This is a genomic window from Actinomadura macrotermitis (genome assembly GCF_009604375.1).
GTDB lineage: Bacteria > Actinomycetota > Actinomycetes > Streptosporangiales > Streptosporangiaceae > Spirillospora > Spirillospora macrotermitis.
This window is the reverse complement of the sequence record NZ_WEGH01000005.1, coordinates 371,368-389,987: the sequence shown is the minus strand read 5'-3', so window position 1 is coordinate 389,987 and position 18,620 is coordinate 371,368. Positions and strand designations below refer to the sequence as shown.

Here is an 18,620-nt window from a genome sequence, read left to right as displayed (position 1 = left end):
GGTGGTCGCATGAGCCACCTGGTCACCGAACCCGATCTCGCCGGGGCGCCACTGCCGCCGCCGGGAGGCGGCGGGGGACGCCTGGTCGAGGTCGTCGTCCCCGTCCACAACGAGGAGCGCGTGCTGGCCGCCAGCGTGCGCCGTCTGCACGACTACCTGCGCGCCGGGTTCCCCTACCCGTTCCGCATCACCGTCGCCGACAACGCCAGCACCGACGCGACCTGGCGGATCGCCGAGGAGCTGGCGGCCGAGCTGCCGCGGGTGCGGGCGGTCCGGCTGGAGCGCAAGGGCCGCGGCCGGGCGCTGCGGTACGTGTGGAGCGGCAGCGACGCCGACGTCGTCGCCTACATGGACGTGGACCTGTCCACCGACCTGGACGCGTTCCTGCCGCTGGTCGCGCCGCTGATCTCCGGGCACAGCGACCTGGCGATCGGCAGCCGCCTCACCCGCGGCTCGGCGGTGGTGCGCGGCCCGCGCCGCGAGGTCGTCTCGCGCTGCTACAACCTGCTGCTGCGCACCGCGCTGGCCGCGGGGTTCAGCGACGCGCAGTGCGGCTTCAAGGCCGCCCGCACCGAGATCGCGCAGGCGCTGCTGCCGTCGGTGGAGGACGAGGAGTGGTTCTTCGACACCGAGCTGCTGCTGCTCGCCGAGCGCAACGGCCTGCGCATCCACGAGGTCCCCGTCGACTGGGTCGACGACCCCGACAGCCGGGTCGACGTGCTGCGCACCGCGCTGGACGACCTGCGCGGGATGGCGCGGGTCGCGCGGCGGATGCTGACCGGCGGGTTCGCCGCGCCGGTCGGCGGCCGGCCCCGGCCCGAGCTGCCCGCCGGGATGCGCCACCAGCTGCCGGTGTTCGCCGTCATCGGCGCGATCAGCACGCTCGCGCAGCTGCTGCTGTTCGTGCTGTTCCGGCTGGTCATGGGGCCGCTGTGGGCGAACGCGGCGTCGCTGGTCATCACCACGATCGGCAACACCGCCGCCAACCGCCGCTTCACCTTCGGGGTGACGGGCCAGCGCGGCGCGTTCCGCCAGCAACTGGAGGGCGGCCTGACGTTCCTGCTCGGCCTGGCGCTCAGCTCCGGCGGCCTCGCGCTGCTGCACGCGACCGCGCCGGGCGCGTCCCGCGCCGTCGAGCTGGCGGCGCTGGTGGGCGCGAACGCCCTGGCCACGCTGGTGCGCTTCCTGCTGATGCGCGCCTGGATCTTTCACCCCCGGCGGCTCGGCCGGGAAGGGAGCGACCGATGACCACCGAGACCCTGACCGCGCACGCGCCGCCCGCCGAGCGCGAACCGGTGCGGCGGCCGCGCTGGGCGCGGCCCGCGCTCGCGGCGATCCTGGTGCTGGCGTTCGCGCTGTACGCGTGGGGCCTGACGGGCGCCGGCGACGCCAACGCCTACTACTCGGCGGCGGTGAAGAGCGGCACGCAGAGCTGGAAGGCGTTCTTCTTCGGCTCGCTGGACTCCGGTTCGTTCATCACCGTCGACAAGCCGCCGATGGCGCTGTGGGCGATGGGGCTGTTCGCCCGCGTCATCGGGTTCTCCACCTGGAGCCTGCTGCTGCCGCAGGTGCTGGCGGGCGTCGCGTCGGTCGCGGTGGTGCACGCGACGGTGCGGCGGGCGTTCGGGTACCCGGCGGCGACGATCGCGGCGCTGGTGCTGGCGCTGACGCCGATCACCGTGGCGATCGACCGGGACAACAATCCCGACTCGCTGCTGGTGCTGTTCCTGGTGCTGGCGGCGTGGGGCGCGCAGCGCGCCGTCGAGACGGGGCGGCTGCGGTTCCTGCTGGCGGCGGCGTTCTTCGTCGGCTGCGGCTTCAACACCAAGATGCTGCAGGCGTTCCTGGTGGTGCCCGCGCTAGCGCTGGTCTATCTGGTCGCGGCCAAGGCCGGCTGGGTGCGGCGGGTGGTGCACCTGCTGGCGGCGGGCGCGGTGCTGGCGGTGTCGAGCCTGTGGTGGATGGTCGTGGTGGACGCGATCCCGGCGGACCGGCGTCCCTTCATCGGCGGCAGCACCGACGGGACGGTGCGGGACCTGGTCGTCGGCTACAACGGCCTCGGCCGCGTCTTCGGCCAGGGCGGCGGCCCCGGCGGAGGCGGCGGCAGGATGGGCGGCGGCGGATTCGGCGGCGCGTCCGGCGCGGGCCGGCTGTTCAACGACATCATCGGCGGGCAGATCTCCTGGCTGCTGCCGTTCGCGGCGATCGCGCTGGTGACGGGGCTGATCCTGCTGCGGCGGCGTCCGCGCGCCGACCTCGGCCGGGCCGCGCTGCTGCTGTGGGGCGGCTGGCTGGCGGTGCACTACGTGGTGTTCAGCTTCGCCGAGGGCACCTTCCACCCCTACTACACGACCGCGATGGGCCCGGCGATCGCCGCGCTCGCCGGCGCGGGCGCGGTCCTGCTGTTCGGCGCGTACCGGCGCTCGGCGGCGTGGGCGTGGGTGCTGCCCGCGGCGGTCGCGGTGACGGGCGTGTGGGCGTTCGTGCTGCTGAACCGCACGCCGGGCTGGAACCCGTGGCTGCGGTGGGCGGTCGCGATCGTGACGGTGCTGGCCGTCGTCGACCTGGTGGCGGCGCGGTTCCACCGCCGCGCCGGGCTGCCGGTGATGATCGCGGGCGTGGCGATGGCGCTGGTGGCGGGGCTGGCCGGTCCGGGCGCGTACGCGGCGTCGGCGGCGGCCTCGCACGTCAACGGCACCAACCCGCTGGCGGGACCGAACACCGGGCGAGGCTTCGGCGGCCCGCCGGGTGGCTTCGCGCGCGGCGGCCGGGATGGTTTCCCTGGACCGGGCCGGATGCCGGGCCGGCCGCCGAACGGCGCTCCGGGGATGCCTCCTGGCGGTATGCGCGACGGGGGCATGATGCGCGGCGGTCCCGGCGGTGAGGTGAGCCGGCAGCTCATCACCTACCTGGAGAAGAACCAGGGCTCGGCGCAGTGGCTGGTCGCGGTGCCGAGCGCGCAGCAGGCGTCCTCGCTCATCCTGCGGACCGGGCGGCCCGTCATCGCGATGGGCGGCTTCACCGGCGGCGACCCGGCGATGAGCGTCGCCAAGCTGCAGCAGTACGTCAAGGACGGCCGGCTCCGCTACATCATGATCGGCGGCCAGGGCGGCGGGCGCGGCCCGGACTCGGGCGGCACGTCCGTCACCGCCTGGGTGCAGCAGCACGGCACGGCGGTGCAGGCGAGCGAGTACGGCGGCACGTCCGGCAGCGGCGCGCAGCTGTACCGGCTGAGCTGAGGGGGAACCGATGACTGCGACTCTGCCGAAACCGGCCCGGCAGTACCTGGCGGCGCGGCCGGGCGACCCGGCCTGGGCGCGCCCGGCGCTGCTGGTCCTGCTGGCTGCGACGGCCGTGTTGTATCTGTGGGGGCTCGGCGCGTCCGGGTGGGGCAACGCGTTCTACTCGGCGGCCGTGCAGGCGGGCGCGACGAGTTGGAAGGCGTTCTTCTTCGGCTCGTCCGATTCGGCGAATGCCATCACCGTCGACAAGACGCCGGGTGCGCTGTGGCCGATGGCGTTGTCGGCGCGGCTGTTCGGGGTGAACGCCTGGAGCATCTTGGCGCCGCAGGCGCTGATGGGCGTGGCGACGGTTGGAGTGCTGTACGCGGCCGTCCGCCGGTCGCTCGGCCGCACACCGGACAGCGTGCTCCCGGCGCTGCTGGCGGGGGCCGCGCTGGCGCTCACGCCGGTAGCGGCGCTGATGTTCCGCTTCAACAACCCCGACGCGCTGCTGGTGCTGCTGCTGGCGGCCAGCGCGTACGCACTGATCCGGGCGCAGGAGCGCGCGCACACCGGCTGGCTGATGCTGTGCGGTGCACTGGTGGGGTTCGGCTTCCTGGCCAAGATGCTCCAGGCGTTCCTGGTGCTGCCGGTGTTCGCCCTGGTCTACCTGGCCACGGCGCCCGCGCCGCTGCGGCGACGCGTCGTGCAGGTGCTGCTGGCCGGGGCATCGCTGCTGGTCTCCGCCGGGTGGTGGGTGGCGGCCGTGGCGCTGGTGCCGGCCGGGTCGCGTCCCTACATCGGCGGTTCGCAGCACGACAGCGTCCTGGAGCTGGCGCTCGGCTACAACGGCCTCGGTCGGCTGAACGGGGAGGAGACCGGCGGGCTGGGCAATCTGGACCAGGATGCCGGGTGGGCGCGGATGTTCGGCGCCGCGAGCGGCGGCCAGATCTCCTGGCTGCTGCCCGCCGCGCTGGTCCTGCTGGTGGTGGGCCTGTGGGCGACGCGGCGGGCCGCGCGCACCGACGCGCTGCGTGCGGCACTGCTCACCTGGGGCGGCTGGCTGCTGGTGACGGGGCTGGTCTTCAGCCTGATGCGCGGGATCTTCCACGAGTACTACACCGTGGCGCTCGCCCCGGCTGTCGCGGCCCTGGCCGGGCTCGGCGCGGCGGTGCTGCGCGAGCGGCGCCTCGGCGTCGTGGCCGCCGGGGTCGTGGTGGTCACGGCCGGGTGGGCGTGCGTGCTGCTCGGCCGAACGCCGGACTGGCACCCGTGGCTGCGGCCGCTGGTGCTGACCGCCGGGCTGGTGGTGGCGGCGGTGCTGGCGGTCGGCGGCCGACTGCCGGGACGGGCGGCCGCGGTCGCCGCCGGGGCGGCGGCGGTGGTGTGCCTGCTCGGACCGGCCGCCTACGCGCTGGACACCGCCGGGACGGCGCATAGCGGGTCGATCGTGACGGCCGGGCCGCGCGCCGCTGGCAGGTTCGGGCGGATGGGCGGGCCGCGCGGTCGTCCGGGCGGTGGCCCGATGATGGGCCGCCGCCCGGGCGGGATGATGCCGGGGATGCCTCCCGGCAGGTTCGCGGGTGGCCGGGGCGGCGGGCCCGGAGGCGGGCCGGGCGGGCTGCTGAACGCGGCGAAGCCGGGCGCCGAGGTGGTCGCGGCGCTGAAGGACGGCGCGTCGGCCTACCGGTGGGCGGCTGCGGCGGTCGGTTCCAACAGCGCCGCGGGGTACCAGCTGGCGACGGGCCTGCCGGTGATGGCCGTCGGCGGGTTCAACGGGACCGACCCGGCGCCCACTCTGGAGGAGTTCCAGCGGCTGGTCGCCGGGCACCGCGTGCACTACTTCATCGCGGGCGTCGGGGGGATGGCGATGCGCGCCACCAGCGGCAGCGACGCCGCCCAGAAGATCAACGCGTGGGTGACGTCGTCGTTCACCGCCCGCACCGTCGGCGGCGTCACCCTCTACGACCTGACGTCAGCGCGCTGAGGCGTCCGTGATGGCGGCGCGCAGCCGCCGGAACTCGGCCGGGCGGCCCGCCGCGACCGCGGCGACGGGCCGCCCGTCCCGGCTGAGTACGGCGCCGAAGTCGAACGCGGCCGGATCGCCGTCGACCGTCAGCTCGGCGTCGGTGCCGGTGTCACCGCACAGCTGGAGGGTGACGCCGTGCTGGTCGGTCCAGCACCAGGGGAGCGTCCGGTAGGGGGCGCCCTTGCCGAGCATGCTGCGGGCGACGGCGGCGCCGTGCTCCTGGGCGTGGTTCCAGTGACCGCCGCGGTGGCGTCCGCCGTGCAGCAGGTCGGGGCGGTCGGCGACGTCGCCGGCGGCGAACACGTTCGGCGCGCTGGTCGTGCCGTAGGCGTCAACGGTGATGCCGCCGTCCACGCGCAGGCCCGCCTGTTCGGCGAGTTCGGTGGCCGGGAGCATGCCGGTCGCCTCGACCAGGACGTCCGCGGCCCAGTGTTCGCCGCCGGTGGCGGTGGCCATGACCGTGCCGCCCTGGCGGGTGACGCTCTCCAGCCGCACGCCGGTGTGCACCCGCACGCCGCGTTCGCGGTGCAGGGCGAGGACGGCGTCCGCGAGCCCGGCGGGCAGGACGCGCGCCAGCGGCCGGTGCGCGGCCTCCAGCACGGTGACCTCGCAGCCGAGCGCCCGCGCGGACGCGGCGACCTCCAGGCCGACCAGGCCCGCGCCGATCACCAGCACGCGCGCGCCGGGGCGCAGGTCCGCGCGCAGCGCCTCGGCGTCGGTGAGGGTGCGCAGCGTGTGCGCGTCCGGGACGCCGGCGGTCCGGGGGAGGCGGCGGGGGCGGCCGCCGGTGGCGAGCAGCAGCCGGCCGTAGGGGAGGCGGGCGCCGCCGGTGAGGGTGACGTGGGTGGCGTCGAACCCGGTGACGGCGGTGCCGGTGACCAGGTCGATGTCCTGCGCGTCCCAGGTGGCGGGCGGTTTCAGCCGGGTCCGTTCGGCGGGGGTGCGGCCGGTCAGCACGTCCTTGGACAGCGGGGGCCGCCGGTAGGGCTCGTGCGGCTCGTCCCCGACGAGGGTGAGGCGGCCGTCGTAACCCTCGGCGCGCAGCGTCAGCGCGGCGGTCGCGCCCGCGACGCCGGTGCCGACGATGACGATCTCCTCGGGCACGGCGTTCTCAGGCACGGGTGGTCTCGACCATCTGGAAGTCGGACTTGGCGGCGCCGCAGTCGGGGCAGGACCAGTCGTCGGGGATGTCGTCCCAGCGGGTGCCGGGGGCGATGCCCTCGTCCGGCCAGCCCTCGGCCTCGTCGTAGACGAACCCGCAGACCAGGCACTCGTAGACCTTGTAGTCGGTCATGCCGTCTCCTCGAAGTCGATCTTCTCGCGGACCCCGCAGTCGGGGCAGGGCCACTCGTCGGGCACGTCGGCCCAGGGGGTGCCGGCGGGGAAGCCCTCACGGGGGTCGCCGGTGGTCTCGTCGTAGACGTACTCGCAGACCGGACACCGGTGACGACTCATGCCGCCACCCCGTAGCGCGCGTGCTTGCCGGGCTGGATGTTGGCGCGGGAGGCGTCGCCGCCGTAGTGGGCGATGACGCGCTTGTCCATCACGCGCCGCCACAGCGGCGGGACGTAGGCCAGCACGATCATCGTGGCGTAGCCCGAGGGCAGCTCGGGCGCCTCGTCGAAGTGGCGCAGCGCCTGGTAGCGGCGGGTGGGGTTGGCGTGGTGGTCGCTGTGCCGCTGCAGGTGGTAGAGCAGCACGTTGGAGGCGATGTTGTTGCTGTTCCAGCTGTGCTGGGGGGTGCAGCGCTCGTAGCGGCCGGTGGCGGTCTTCTGGCGCAGCAGCCCGTAGTGCTCCAGGTAGTTGACGACCTCCAGCAGCGAGAAGCCGAAGACCGCCTGGACCAGCAGGTAGGGCAGGACGGCGGGCCCGAAGGCGGCCAGCAGGCCGCCGAACAGCACCAGCGTCATCGCCCAGGCGTTCAGGACGTCGTTGCGCAGCGTCCAGGGGCCCTCGCCGAGCCGGGCCAGGCGGGCCTTCTCCAGGTGCCAGCCCGAGCGGAAGCTGCCCCACACGCTGCGCGGCAGGAACCGCCAGAAGCCCTCGCCGAGCCGGGAGCTGGCGGGGTCCTCGGAGGTGGCGACGCGGACGTGGTGGCCGCGGTTGTGCTCGATGTAGAAGTGCCCGTAGGCGGTCTGGGCGAGGGCGATCTTGGACAGCCAGCGCTCCAGGTCGTCCTTCTTGTGGCCGAGCTCGTGGGCGGTGTTGATGCCGATGCCGCCGACCGCGCCCATGGTGAGCGCGAGGCCGATCTTGTCGATCGCGGAGAGGCCGCCGCCGGTCCACAGCCAGCAGGCCGTGGCGAGCCCGGCGTACTGCAGCGGCAGGAACAGGTAGGTGCACCAGCGGTAGTAGCGCTGCCCCTCCAGCCAGGCGAGCAGGCTCTCGGGCGGGTTGACGGAGTCCTTGCCGACGAGCCGGTCCAGCACGGGGAAGATCCCGTACAGCAGGACCAGGCCCGACCACCAGAAGACGCCGGCGCCGGTGGCGGCGGCGAGGCCCCAGGCCAGGAAGGGGAAGGTGGGGACGAACAGGCCGAGCAGCCACAGGTACCTCTTGCCGTCCCGCCAGTCCGCCGCGCCGGCGCCGGAACCGGTGCCGGGTGTCGCGATCGCGGTCATCGGCCCTCCTACAGAAATCGCTGATATGTCTAGAAGCTAGACACTTTAGAAAAAAGTGTCAAGACAGGAGGAGCTCGGGGCCTTCTCAGCGGACGGCGGGCGCCGGGGGCGGCGCGGGGGTGTCGGGGAAGGGCTCGGTGGCCGGGCCGGTCAGGTGGGGGAGCCGGCGGTCGAGCCGGCGGGGGAGCCACCAGTTGGCCTTGCCCAGCAGGGCCATGGTCGCGGGCACCAGGAGCATCCGGACGACCGTGGCGTCGAGCAGGATCGCCGTGGACAGGCCCAGGCCGAGCATCTTCACCATCGGTGACGGGTGGGCGACGAAGCCGAGGAAGACCACCGTCATGATCAGAGCGGCGGAGGTGATCACCCGGCCGGTGCCCGCCAGGCCGCGCGCGACCGACGCGGTGCTGTCGCCGGTGGCGTCGTAGCTTTCGCGGATGCGGGAGAGCAGGAACACCTCGTAGTCCATGGACAGGCCGAACAGGACCGAGAAGAAGATCGTGGGCAGCGGTGAGGCGATCGCGTACGTTCCGTCCAGGCCGAACAGGTCCGCGCACCACCCCCACTGGAACACCGCGACCACGACGCCGTAGGCGGCGCCGATCGACAGCAGGTTCATGACGGCGGCCTTCAGCGGCACGACGACGGCGCGGAACAGCACCATCAGCAGCAGGAACGACGTGGCCAGGATCGCGGCGATGAAGATCGGGAGGGTCTTGTCGAGCTGCCGCGTGAGGTCGTCGGTCATGGCCGTCATGCCGGAGACGGCGACGTTGGCGGGGGCCAGGTCGCGAACGCGTTCCAGCGTCCGGGAGGTCGCGGCGTCCGCGGGGGCGCTGGTGGGGATCGCGGGCACGACGACCGCGTCCCCCCGGGGAGAGGTCCGCGGCGGGCCCACCGCGGCGATGCCGGGGTCGGCGGCGAGACGTTCGGTGAGGTCGGGGATGGTCTGGGCGGTCACGCCCGGGCGGCGCAGGTCGGCGACGAGCAGCAGCGGGGCGTTGTGGCCGGGGCCGAAGCCCTTCGCCAGCAGGTCGTACGCGCGGCGGTGGGTCGTGCTCGTGCTGTCGGCGCCGGCGTCGGGGTAGCCGGTCCGCATCCACAACGCCGGGGCGGCGAGCGTGAGCAGCAGCGCCGATGCGCCGAGCAGATACGGCCAAGGGCGGCCCGAGACATGATGCGCCAGACGCCACCAGGCGCCGTCTTCGGTGCGCTTGGCGGGGAGGCGGTGGCGGCGGACGACGCGTCCGGCGTCGATGCGGTCGCCCAGCAGGGACAGCAGTGCGGGCAGCAGGGTGAGGGCGGTGGCCATGGCGAAGAGCACGACCAGCGCGGCGCCGAGCCCGATCGAGGCCAGCAGGCCCAGGCCGGTCAGCAGCAGCGCCGACATCGCGACGACGACGGCGCCTCCGGCGAACAGGACCGCCGAGCCCGCCGACGCCATGGCGTTCGACAGTGCGGTGCGGTTGTCCTGGCCGGCCGTCCGGTTCTGGCGGTAGCGGGCCACGATGATCAGGGCGTAGTCGATGCCGACGCCCAGGCCGATCAGCATTCCGACGCTCGTCGCGGCGCTGGTGACGTCCATGGCATGGGCCAGCAGTGCGATGCCGGACAGTCCGGTGGCCACCGTGACCATCGCGATCGCGATCGGCACCAGGGCGGCGACGGCCGTTCCGAGGACGACGAGCAACACGACCAGGGCGGCCAGCAGACCGGCCACCTCGGTGCCCGAGGTCTCGGTCTCGGCGTTGACGAACGCGGCGTCGCCGCCGACCTCCGCGACGGCGCCGGCGGCCCGTACCGGCGCCAGCGCGCCGGTGACCGCCTTCACCGGTTCGGGGCCGAGCCCGGCCGAGGGCCGGTCGAAGGTGACCTCGGCGTAGCCGATGCGCCCATCGCGCGACACCGTGCCGGTGACGAACGGGTCGGTGACGGCGGCCACGTCCTTGGCGGCGGCGATCCGGGCGAGGGCCGCTTGGATCGCGGGTCGGTAGCGGTCGAGCCGTTCACCCTGCGGGGCGGCGAAGACCGCCTTGGCGCTGCCACCGGCCGCCTGCGGGAAGCGCTCCTCCAGCAACTTCATCGCCCGTTCGCTCTGGCTGCCCGGAGCGGCGAGGTCGTCGGCGAACCTGCCGCCTGCGGTGCCCGCCAGCCCGATGACCAGGACGGCCAGGAGAGTCCAGAGCCCGATCGTCGGCCATGGTCGGCGGGCGCTGGCGTCGCCTATGCGACGGATGACGCGATGCATGACGGTGCTCCTTCGGTGGGGGATGCGGCGGTGAGTGCGCCGGGGTGGGTGTCGCACCAACCGTGCTCGCCGGGGCCGCCGCAGTCGCCCGTCCACCGGCGGAACCGGTCCCCGTCGCGCAGCGGAGGCCCGCTCCGCCTCGCGGCGGATGACCGGTGTGTCCGTTCCCGCATACGGTGGCCCCGCGCCCGCCGACAAGCCGCGGAGGGCACCGCATCTCGCACCGTGGAGCGCTGGTGAACCGCACGAAGCCGCCTTCCGGCCCGCCCGCCGAGGGCCCCGGAAGGCTCTGGGGGCCCTTCACCCGCTGGCCGCGCGCCATGGACGCCGTCCTCGCCGGGCTGGTCCTCCTGGTGCTGGTGCTCGTGCGCGACATGCCCGGAGACGACCTGGCCTTCCGCCCCCTTCGCGACCTCGATCTCGCCGCTCTGCCGGTCTTCGCCGCGGCCGGTACGGCGTTGTACTGGCGACGCCGGGCACCTCTGGCCGTGCTGAGCGTCACCTTGGTCGCCTGGGCCGTGTTGCTGCCGACCACGCGCACCCTCATCGGCGTTCCGGTGCTCATCGCCCTGTACAGCGCCGGGCGGTACTCGCCGGACTCATGGCGGGGGCCCGCGGGCGTCGTGGCGGCCGTCGCCCTGGTCACCGTCGACCTGCGGACGGAGTCCGCGCCGTGGCGTGAGGCCGTCTTCGGGGCCGTCCTCATGGTCGGCCTGTGGTACGTGGGGCGCGGTCTCCGGCTGCGCGACCGCCACGCCGCCCGGCTCGCCGCCGAACAGGCCGCCGAGGCCGTCCGCATCGTGGCCGAGGAGCGGACGCGCATCGCCCGCGAGCTGCACGACGTGGTGGCCCATCGGGTGAGCGTCATGACCGTTCAGGCGGGCGCGGCCAAGGCGATGGCCGCGCACGCCGCCGACGGCCCGATCCCGGAGCAGGCGCTGCGGGCGATGGGGGCGGTCGAAGACGAGGGACGGCAGGCGCTGGCCGAGCTGCGCCACCTGCTCGGTGTCCTGCGTCCCGAGAGCGATGCCGGCGGCCCCGAGCCCCAGCCCGGCCTGGCCGACGTTCCCCGCCTGGCCGACCAGATCCGTGCAACGGGCGTCGCGGTGACCCTGTCGCCCGCCACGCTCCCGGCCGGACTGCCCGCTCGCGTGGACCTGTTCGCCTACCGCATCGTTCAGGAGGCGCTCACCAACGTGCTCAAGCACGCCGGTCCCGGCGCCCGCGCCGACGTCCGGCTCGGGGCCGTCGGCGGCGAGATCGTCATCGAGGTGCGCGACGACGGCGGCACCGCCGCCCTGCCGGGAGACGCCCGGGACGGGACACGCGGCCACGGCATCGTGGGGATGCGGGAGCGGGCACTACTGTTGGGCGGCACCCTCGACGCCGGGCCGCGCCCGGACGGCGGGTTCGCCGTCACCGCCCACCTGCCCACCGGAGGCGAGCCCGCGTGAGCATCCGTGTCGCCATCGTCGACGACCAGGCCCTCGTCCGCGGCGGCTTCGCCATGATCCTGCGGATCCACGACGACATCGAGGTCGTCGCCGAGGCCGGGACCGGCACCGAGGCGATCGAGGCGGCGCGCCGGCACCGGCCCGACGTGATCCTCATGGACATCCGGATGCCGGACATGGACGGCCTGGAGGCCACCGAGCGGATCCTGGCCGAATCCGACTGGAACGTCAGGGTGCTCATCCTGACCACGTTCGACCCGGACGAGTACGTCTACCGGGCGATGCACGCCGGCGCCAGCGGCTTCGTCCTCAAGGACATCCCGCCCGACCAGCTCGCCACCGCCGTACGCACCGTCGCCGACGGCGGCGCGCTGCTGGCCCCCTCGATCACCCGCCGGCTGATCGGCCGGTTCGCCCGGCGGCTGAGCGTCAACACCGCCGTGGCCGAGCGCCTGGAGCGCCTCACCGACCGCGAGCGCGAAGTGATGGCCGCCGTGGCCCGCGGGTCGAGCAACTCCGAGATCGCCAAAGAGCTCTTCATCGGACCCGCGACCGTCAAGACGCACGTCTCCGGCATCCTCACCAAGCTGGGCCTGCGCGACCGCGCCCAGATCGTCATCTTCGCCTACGAGAGCGGCCTGGTCGAGGCAGGCGACCGCAACATCGGCCACTGACCGGCGGGCCGCCGGCGGTCGCCGCTTACCGAGGGCCTGGGCGCGAAGCCGGTTGTTCGTCGCCGTTGCCGTGGGCGCGTTGGGTGATGGTGCGTTCGAGGCCGTCGAGGAGGGCGCGGAGGCCGAATTCCCGGGTGGTGGTGGTCGAGGGAATGGCCACGGTGGTGGCGAGCAACGGGAAGCGGTCGGCGTTGAGGAGCAGCAGGTCGCGCATGACGGGGGCGGCGCTGCCGTCCGTCCAGGTCTGAGTGCCTTGGGTGGCGGCCGAGTGGGTGGCGCGGATGTGGTGGGACACCATCATGACCGCGTCAAGCCGTTCGCGTTCGGTCAAGGGGGTGTCGGTGAGGGCGCTGAGAGCTGTCTCGGTCCATGCGGTCTCATTCGGGCCCATGACGCGGTCGCCCACGGTGACCGACGGCAGCCAGGGGTGGCGCCGCCAGGCGGCGGACAGTTCGCGGACGTACTCCTCCAGCTTGGCCCGCCAGCCGGCCACCCCGTTCAGGTCGGGGGGTGTGCCGACCGCCGCCTCGATCATGATGGCCATCAGCTCCGTCTTGCCGTTGACGTAGCGGTACAGGGCCATCTTGGTGAGGCCGAGCTCGGCGGCGATGTGGTGCATGGAGACCGCCTCCAGGCCCTCGGTATCGGCGACCTCGACGGCGGCGCCGGCCAGCCGGGCGAGGTCGAAGGCGGGCCTGGGGCCTCTGGTGCGCGGTTTGCGCAGGCCCCACAGCAGTTCCGCCAGTGTCCTCGGATCCTCGTTGACCGCCACGTCGTCTCCCGCTTGCCATCCGCCAAAACTGTCTCTACCGTACACAGTGTCCTGGGGACACAGTTAATTCCCCACCCTGGGAACAGGCGGTGGCCGAGGGGCCACGCCGCGAAACAAGGAGCGGGTCATGTCCAGATCAGTGCTCGACATGTCGATGTCCCTCGACGGGTACATCGCCGATCCCAACGACTTCCTCGGCGGCGACGACGGCGAGCGGCTGCACAAGTGGGCCGACTCGGACCGGCATCCCGGGCCGGTCGCGCAGTTCCAGGACGAATGGAACGGGGCCGGTGCGATCCTCGCGGGCCGGCGGACCGCCGAGCTCATGGACCACTGGGGCGGCTCTCACGGCGGTCTCCCGATCTTCGTCCCCAGCCACCGGCCGCCCGGCCCGGCCGCCAGGTGGGGCTATCCGCTGGTGACCTACGTGAACGACGGGATCGAAAGCGCGATGGCGCAGGCGAAGGCCGCGGCCGGGGAACGGGACGTCCAGATCCGCGGCGGCGCGTACACGGTGCAGCAGGCCCTCGAGGCCGGAGTGCTGGACGAAGTGCAGATCCACCACATTCCAGTACTCCTGGGCGCAGGACGCCGGCTGTTCGACGTCCTGTCGTCGGAGATCGAGCTGGAGATCATCCAGGTGCTCGACACGCCCGAGGCCACCCACATCCGCTATCGCGTCCGCCGCTGAGCCGATCGGCCGCGGACCGGACCCGGCGTTACCGCCCAGGGGCCGTTCACCAATCACTGTCCTGTCCAGGAGCTAGACACTTTGCGGGAAGGTGTCAAGACACTGGACGGTGGTGATCGTTATGCTGGAGGTGATGACGCGCTATCGGGAATCGGTCCGCTCGCTCCTGCACGAGCGGCTGCTGGACGCCGCCTACGACCTGGTCACCGCCGGTGGCTGGGACAAGCTGCGCATGGCGCACATCGCCGCCACCGCCGGGGTCAGCCGCCAGACCCTCTACACCGAGTTCGGCACCAAGGACGCGATCGGCCAGGCGCTGGTCATGCGCGAGGTGGAGCGGTTCCTGCTCGGCGTCCAGGAGCGGCTGGACGCCCACCGCGCCGACCTGCGCGACGCGGTGGAGGCCGGGGTGCGCTTCACGCTGGAGGCGGCGGCCGACAATCCGCTGCTGAAGAGCATCCTGACCAGCTCGCGGGGCGGGGACGACGACCTGCTGGCCCATCTGACCACCCGGTCCGAGCCGCTGCTGGACACCGCGACCGCGATGCTGGAGGCCTACGGCGCCGAGGCGTGGCCCGAGGTCGACGCGGACGCCCGCGCGCTGGCCATCGAGACCGTGGTGCGGCTGACCGTCAGCCACATCGTGCAGCCGGTCGGGCCCGCCGACGTCACCGCGCGCCGGCTCGGGCTGGTCCTGGCGCGCATCGCGCTGCTGCCCGAACGCCCCGCCGACAAGGAGTGACCGCCATGGGCGCCGCCCTGCTGGAGGAAGAAGAGATCAGCGTCCGGATGGCGGGGCTGCCCGCCTGGGTCCGCGACGGCGCGCAGATCCGCCGGGAGGTGGAGGCGGCCTCGTTCCTGGCCGGGATCGAGCTGGTGGACCGGGTGGCGCGGGCCGCCGAGGACGCCGACCACCACCCCGACATCGACATCCGCTGGCGGACGGTGACGTTCGCGCTGAGCACGCACAGCGCCGGCGGCCTCACCGCCAAGGACTTCGACCTGGCCGCGGTCATCGACCGGCTGGCCGCGCAGGGCGAGGGCTGAGCGCGGTCAGGCGGGCTCGCAGCCGTCCGCGCGCAGCGCGCTGTCCGGCGCGAGGACGCCGAGGCCGAACAGGTCGATGACCTGCCCGATGACCGTGTCGGCGCGCGAGGCGTCGAGATAGCGGTCGACGAACATCTGGGACAGGCCGTAGACCAGCGCCTGGGCGGCGATCTTGATCAGCTCGGGGTCGGCCTGCCGCAGCTCGCCGCGCCGCTGCCCGGCGACGATCAGCTCGGTGATGCGGTCGGTGAAGGCGCGGTGCCCCTCCTCCAGTGCGGGCGTGCGGTCGGCGCCGAACAGGGCGCCGCGCAGCAGCGCGAACCGGTGCGGGTGGTCCAGCGCGTACTGCGCGAACGCGGCGCCGAGGGCCCGGAAGGGGATGCTCTCGGCGGTGTCCACCGCGGCCGCCTGGATCCGGGCGAAGTCGGCCGCGACGGCCTCGGTGACCGCGGCCAGCAGGGCGGCCCGGTCGGGGAAGTGCCGGAACGGCGCGGCGGGGGAGACGCCGGCCCGGCGGGCCACCTCGCGGACGACCACCGCGTCGGCGCCCGCCTCGTCCAGCAACTGGACGGCGTGCGCGACCAGCGTCTCCGGCAGCGAGCCGTGATGGTAGGGCCGGCCGGCCGTCGGGGTGCTCATGCAGCCAGTCGTACCACACCTTGACACCCGTCCCGGAAGGGAATGTAATCAACGATTACATGAATGTATTCAATGATCACATTGGAGTCTCCATGGATCTGCGCCAGGGCGGCTGGGCCCCCGAGGTCGACGCCGAGCTCCACCCGACCCAGGGGGCCGTCCCCGAGGGGCTGGCCGGGACCCTGTACCGCAACGGCGCGGGAAACCACCTGTCGGACTACATGATCGACGGGGACGGCCTGGTCAGCGCCGTGACGTTCGCCCCCGGCGGCCCGGTGCGGGTCCGCTCCCGCTACGTCCGCACGCCCTCCTACCGGGCCTCGGTGCAGGCGCGCGGCACCGGCACCGTCCCGCTGCGCCTCGGCGGGTCCATGGCCACCGGCGGCCGGCTGCGCAACCTGACGATGCCCCCGGCGGCCTCGCAGGCCAACACCTCGGTGGCGATGATCGACGGCCGGCTGCTGGCGCTGTGGGAGTCCGACGCGCCCTTCGAGCTGGACCCCGGCACGCTGGAGACCCTCGGCCGCTGCGACCTGGACGGCGCGCTGGCGCCGTCGGGGTTCCTCGGCCGCCTCTTCGCCGACCGGCAGGGCGCCCCCTACTCGGCCCACCCCTGCTGGGACCCCGCCACCGCCGAGGTGTGGAACTTCGGCTGCGTCTATGGCCCGCGCCCGCAGCTGGAGATCTACCGCACCCGGCGGGGCCGCCCGACCGAGCACCTGCGCACCGTCCGCATGCCGCGCCGCTTCATGGTCCACGACTTCGCGATGACCGCCACCCACCTGGTGTTCTGCCTCGGCCCGGTCGTCTTGGACCTGCCCGCCATCGTGTCGGGCCGCCTGTCGCCCTTCGAGGCGATGCGCTGGCACGGCGAGGAGCCCACCCGCATCCTGCTGGTCCCCCGCGACGGGGGGCCGTTCCGTGTCGTGGAGACCGACCCGTGGTTCCAGTGGCACTTCGCCGGCGCCTACGACGACGGCGACGACATCGTGTTCGACCTGGCCCGCTTCCGGTCCTGGACCGTCATGCACGAGGCCATCTCCAGCATGAGCCACCTGCTCGACGCCGCCGCCACCCCCGTCGGGCGGCTGTGGCGCTACCGGGTGAGCGCCGCGGGCAAGGTCGAGGCGCACCAGGTCCACGGCCTGCCGATGGAGTGGCCCACCATCGACCCCCGGCGCGCCACCACCGCCCACCGCCACGTCTTCGGCGCCGCCGCCACCGGTCCCGCGTCGGGCGTGACGTTCTCGGCGGTCGCGCGCTACGACACCGAGCGCGGCGAGGCCGACACCTTCGACTACGGCCCCGGCCGCATGGTCAGCGAGCCGCTGTTCGTGCCCCGCGATCCGGACGTGGTCGACGACCGGGGCTGGCTGGTCGCCTACGAGACCGACATCGCCGAAGCGGCCACCAGCATCGTCGTCTTCGACGCCCTGGACGTGGCGGGCGGCCCGGTGTGCACCCTCCCCGTCCCCGAGAGCCTCGGTTTCACCTTCCACGGGCAGTGGGTCCAGCGGCCCGGGAACCACCGGTGACCGCGAGCGGAAAGGAAACGCGCTCATGACCATCGAGCACGGCGTCGACGAGCGGCGCATCACCTCCTTCGAGCGCGGCGGCCTGGTGTTCGACGTCGCCGACCGGGGGCCGATCGACGGGGAGGCCGTGGTGCTGCTGCACGGGTTCCCCCAGACCTCCGCGTCCTGGGACCTGCTGGCGCCGCTGCTGCACGAGGCGGGCTACCGCACCCTGGCGCCCGACCAGCGCGGGTACTCGCCGCGCGCCCGGCCGCGCGGCAGGTTCGCCTACCGCATGACCGAGCTGGTCGACGACGCCCTGGCCCTCGTCGAGCTGGCCGGGGCGGGCGGGCGCCGGGTGCACCTGGTCGGGCACGACTGGGGCGCGGCGGTCTCCTGGGCGCTCGCGGGGGCGCGCCCGGACGCGGTGGCCACCATGACGGCCCTGTCGGTCCCGCATCCGGGCGCGTTCATGCAGGCCCTGTTCACCAGCCGCCAGTTCCTGCAGTCGTGGTACATGTACCTGATCCAGATTCCGGGGCTGCCCGAGTTCCTGCTGCGTCAGCTGGACCGCAGGGCGCGGCCGCGCCTGATCGCCGGGGTGGCGGGCGGCGGGCAGAGCGTGGGCGGCGCGGTCCGCGACGCCGACTTCCTGATGAACTCCGGCGCGCTCACCCCGGCCCTCAACTGGTACCGGGGCATGCCGTTCAACCCGCCCAGGCGGCTGACCAAGGTCGCCGTCCCGACCCTGTACGTGTGGAGCGACGCCGACCCGGCGCTCAGCCGCAAGGGCGCCGAGCTCACCCGCAAGTGGGTGACCGGCCCCTACACCTTCCGCACGCTGGCGGGCGTGGGGCACTGGATCCCCGAGCAGGCCGCGGACGAGGTGGCCGGGCTGCTGCTCGCCCACCTGGCCCGCTGAGGGCCTTTCAGTGGGAGGACAGGCCGCCGTCGACGAACAGCGCCTGCCCGGTGACGTAGGCGGAGGCGTCGCTGGCCAGGAACACCGCGGCGCCGGCGAAGTCGCCGGGCAGGCCGTTGCGGCCGGTCATGGTGCGGGCGGCGAGGGCGGCGACGCGTTCGGGGTCCGACGACAGCCGCCGGTTGAGCGGTGTCATGACGAACCCGGGCACCAGGGTGTTGCAGGTGACGCCGTGGGGTGACCAGGCCTCGGCCTGGGAGCGGGCCAGGGCGGTGAGGCCGGCCTTGGAGACGCCGTAGGCGCCGCTGTCGACGAACGCGCGGAAGGCCTGCTGGGACGACACGTGGATGATCCGGCCGAAGCCGCGCGCGGCCATGCCGGGGCCGAAGCGCTGCCCGAGCAGGTAGGGGGCGTCCAGATTGACCGCCATGGTGGCGTCCCAGACGTCCTCGCCGAGCTCGGGCAGCGGGGGCCGCAGGTTGATCCCGGCGCTGTTGACCAGGATGTCGGGTTCGCCGAACGGTTCGGCGGCCTGGTCGGCGGCGCGGCGGACGGCGTCGCGGGCCGACAGGTCGGCGCTGACCGCCGCGGCCCGGCAGCCGTGGCCTTCCAGTTCGGCGACGGTGGCGGCCAGCTCGGCCTCGCGGCGGGCGAGGACGACCACGGCCGCGCCCGCCCGGCCGAGGGCCAGGGCGATGGCGCGGCCGATGCCGGAGCTGCCCCCGGTGACCACGGCGGTCCGGCCGCGCAGCGAGAACAGTTCGGACAGGTACTCGGGTGCCGTCATG

At 73.8% G+C, this 18,620-nt stretch carries 18 protein-coding genes; 10 read left to right on the top strand and 8 right to left on the bottom strand.

Annotated elements, in window-relative coordinates:
- Window positions 1-9 precede the first annotated feature (9 nt).
- The 3 genes from ACRB68_RS34535 to ACRB68_RS34525 are packed head-to-tail and all read left to right on the top strand — an operon-like array spanning window position 10 to window position 5,208.
- On the top strand, window positions 10-1,248 hold the full coding sequence (locus ACRB68_RS34535; RefSeq protein ID WP_153540046.1) for a bifunctional glycosyltransferase family 2/GtrA family protein: 1,239 nt from the start codon (window positions 10-12) through the stop codon (window positions 1,246-1,248).
- The gene (locus ACRB68_RS34530; protein ID WP_153540044.1) at window positions 1,245-3,239 is read left to right on the top strand and encodes an ArnT family glycosyltransferase; all 1,995 of its coding nucleotides are present in this window, start codon (window positions 1,245-1,247) and stop codon (window positions 3,237-3,239) included. Before ACRB68_RS34535 ends, ACRB68_RS34530 begins: the two co-directional genes overlap by 4 nt.
- Before the next feature lie 10 nt (window positions 3,240-3,249).
- Complete coding sequence (locus ACRB68_RS34525) at window positions 3,250-5,208, top strand: glycosyltransferase family 39 protein (RefSeq protein WP_153540042.1); 1,959 nt, start codon at window positions 3,250-3,252, stop codon at window positions 5,206-5,208.
- On the opposite strand, the gene ACRB68_RS34520 is transcribed toward ACRB68_RS34525, so the two are convergent.
- From ACRB68_RS34520 to ACRB68_RS34500, 5 genes are all read right to left on the bottom strand, one after another.
- On the bottom strand, window positions 5,197-6,369 hold the full coding sequence (locus ACRB68_RS34520; protein WP_153540040.1) for an NAD(P)/FAD-dependent oxidoreductase: 1,173 nt from the start codon (window positions 6,367-6,369) through the stop codon (window positions 5,197-5,199). The genes ACRB68_RS34525 and ACRB68_RS34520 overlap by 12 nt on opposite strands.
- Window positions 6,362-6,544, bottom strand: a complete 183-nt coding sequence (locus tag ACRB68_RS34515) for a rubredoxin (protein WP_153540038.1) — start codon at window positions 6,542-6,544, stop codon at window positions 6,362-6,364. The genes ACRB68_RS34520 and ACRB68_RS34515 overlap by 8 nt, the downstream gene beginning before the upstream one ends.
- The gene (locus ACRB68_RS34510; RefSeq protein WP_153540036.1) at window positions 6,541-6,705 is read right to left on the bottom strand and encodes a rubredoxin; all 165 of its coding nucleotides are present in this window, start codon (window positions 6,703-6,705) and stop codon (window positions 6,541-6,543) included. The genes ACRB68_RS34515 and ACRB68_RS34510 overlap by 4 nt, the downstream gene beginning before the upstream one ends.
- Complete coding sequence (locus tag ACRB68_RS34505; RefSeq protein ID WP_153540034.1) at window positions 6,702-7,871, bottom strand: alkane 1-monooxygenase; 1,170 nt, start codon at window positions 7,869-7,871, stop codon at window positions 6,702-6,704. Before ACRB68_RS34505 ends, ACRB68_RS34510 begins: the two co-directional genes overlap by 4 nt.
- An 85-nt stretch (window positions 7,872-7,956) precedes the next feature.
- The gene (locus ACRB68_RS34500; RefSeq protein WP_153540033.1) at window positions 7,957-10,119 is read right to left on the bottom strand and encodes an MMPL family transporter; all 2,163 of its coding nucleotides are present in this window, start codon (window positions 10,117-10,119) and stop codon (window positions 7,957-7,959) included.
- A gap of 236 nt (window positions 10,120-10,355) precedes the next feature.
- On the opposite strand from ACRB68_RS34500, the gene ACRB68_RS42685 reads away from it, so the two are divergent.
- Window positions 10,356-11,573, top strand: a complete 1,218-nt coding sequence (locus tag ACRB68_RS42685) for a sensor histidine kinase (RefSeq protein ID WP_207709926.1) — start codon at window positions 10,356-10,358, stop codon at window positions 11,571-11,573.
- Window positions 11,570-12,247 carry a response regulator transcription factor gene (locus ACRB68_RS34490; RefSeq protein WP_328595163.1) on the top strand — a complete coding sequence of 226 codons (678 nt, stop codon included), beginning with the start codon at window positions 11,570-11,572 and terminating at the stop codon, window positions 12,245-12,247. Before ACRB68_RS42685 ends, ACRB68_RS34490 begins: the two co-directional genes overlap by 4 nt.
- Window positions 12,248-12,272: 25 nt before the next feature.
- Here the strand turns inward: ACRB68_RS34490 and ACRB68_RS34485 are convergent, their stop codons facing one another.
- On the bottom strand, window positions 12,273-13,019 hold the full coding sequence (locus ACRB68_RS34485) for a TetR/AcrR family transcriptional regulator (RefSeq protein WP_207709925.1): 747 nt from the start codon (window positions 13,017-13,019) through the stop codon (window positions 12,273-12,275).
- A gap of 127 nt (window positions 13,020-13,146) precedes the next feature.
- Here ACRB68_RS34485 and ACRB68_RS34480 point away from each other — a divergent pair, with 127 nt between their 5' ends.
- From ACRB68_RS34480 to ACRB68_RS34470, 3 genes are all read left to right on the top strand, one after another.
- Window positions 13,147-13,710 (top strand): dihydrofolate reductase family protein, encoded by a 564-nt coding sequence (locus ACRB68_RS34480; RefSeq protein WP_153540031.1) that lies wholly within the window; start codon window positions 13,147-13,149, stop codon window positions 13,708-13,710.
- Window positions 13,711-13,843: 133 nt separating this feature from the next.
- Entirely contained in the window at window positions 13,844-14,452 is a 609-nt protein-coding gene (locus tag ACRB68_RS34475; protein ID WP_153540029.1) for a TetR family transcriptional regulator, read from the top strand.
- A gap of 5 nt (window positions 14,453-14,457) precedes the next feature.
- Window positions 14,458-14,757, top strand: a complete 300-nt coding sequence (locus ACRB68_RS34470; protein WP_153540027.1) for a 4a-hydroxytetrahydrobiopterin dehydratase — start codon at window positions 14,458-14,460, stop codon at window positions 14,755-14,757.
- 6 nt (window positions 14,758-14,763) lie between these two features.
- Here the strand turns inward: ACRB68_RS34470 and ACRB68_RS34465 are convergent, their stop codons facing one another.
- The gene (locus ACRB68_RS34465; protein WP_153540025.1) at window positions 14,764-15,396 is read right to left on the bottom strand and encodes a TetR/AcrR family transcriptional regulator; all 633 of its coding nucleotides are present in this window, start codon (window positions 15,394-15,396) and stop codon (window positions 14,764-14,766) included.
- Between the two features lie 92 nt (window positions 15,397-15,488).
- Here ACRB68_RS34465 and ACRB68_RS34460 point away from each other — a divergent pair, with 92 nt between their 5' ends.
- Together ACRB68_RS34460 and ACRB68_RS34455 are read left to right on the top strand one after the other, a co-directional pair.
- Window positions 15,489-16,931 (top strand): carotenoid oxygenase family protein, encoded by a 1,443-nt coding sequence (locus ACRB68_RS34460; RefSeq protein WP_194293562.1) that lies wholly within the window; start codon window positions 15,489-15,491, stop codon window positions 16,929-16,931.
- A gap of 25 nt (window positions 16,932-16,956) precedes the next feature.
- On the top strand, window positions 16,957-17,832 hold the full coding sequence (locus ACRB68_RS34455; protein WP_153540021.1) for an alpha/beta fold hydrolase: 876 nt from the start codon (window positions 16,957-16,959) through the stop codon (window positions 17,830-17,832).
- A gap of 7 nt (window positions 17,833-17,839) precedes the next feature.
- Here ACRB68_RS34455 and ACRB68_RS34450 read toward each other — a convergent pair whose 3' ends face one another.
- The gene (locus ACRB68_RS34450) at window positions 17,840-18,619 is read right to left on the bottom strand and encodes an SDR family NAD(P)-dependent oxidoreductase (RefSeq protein ID WP_153540019.1); all 780 of its coding nucleotides are present in this window, start codon (window positions 18,617-18,619) and stop codon (window positions 17,840-17,842) included.
- Between the last annotated feature and the right edge of the window lies 1 nt (window position 18,620).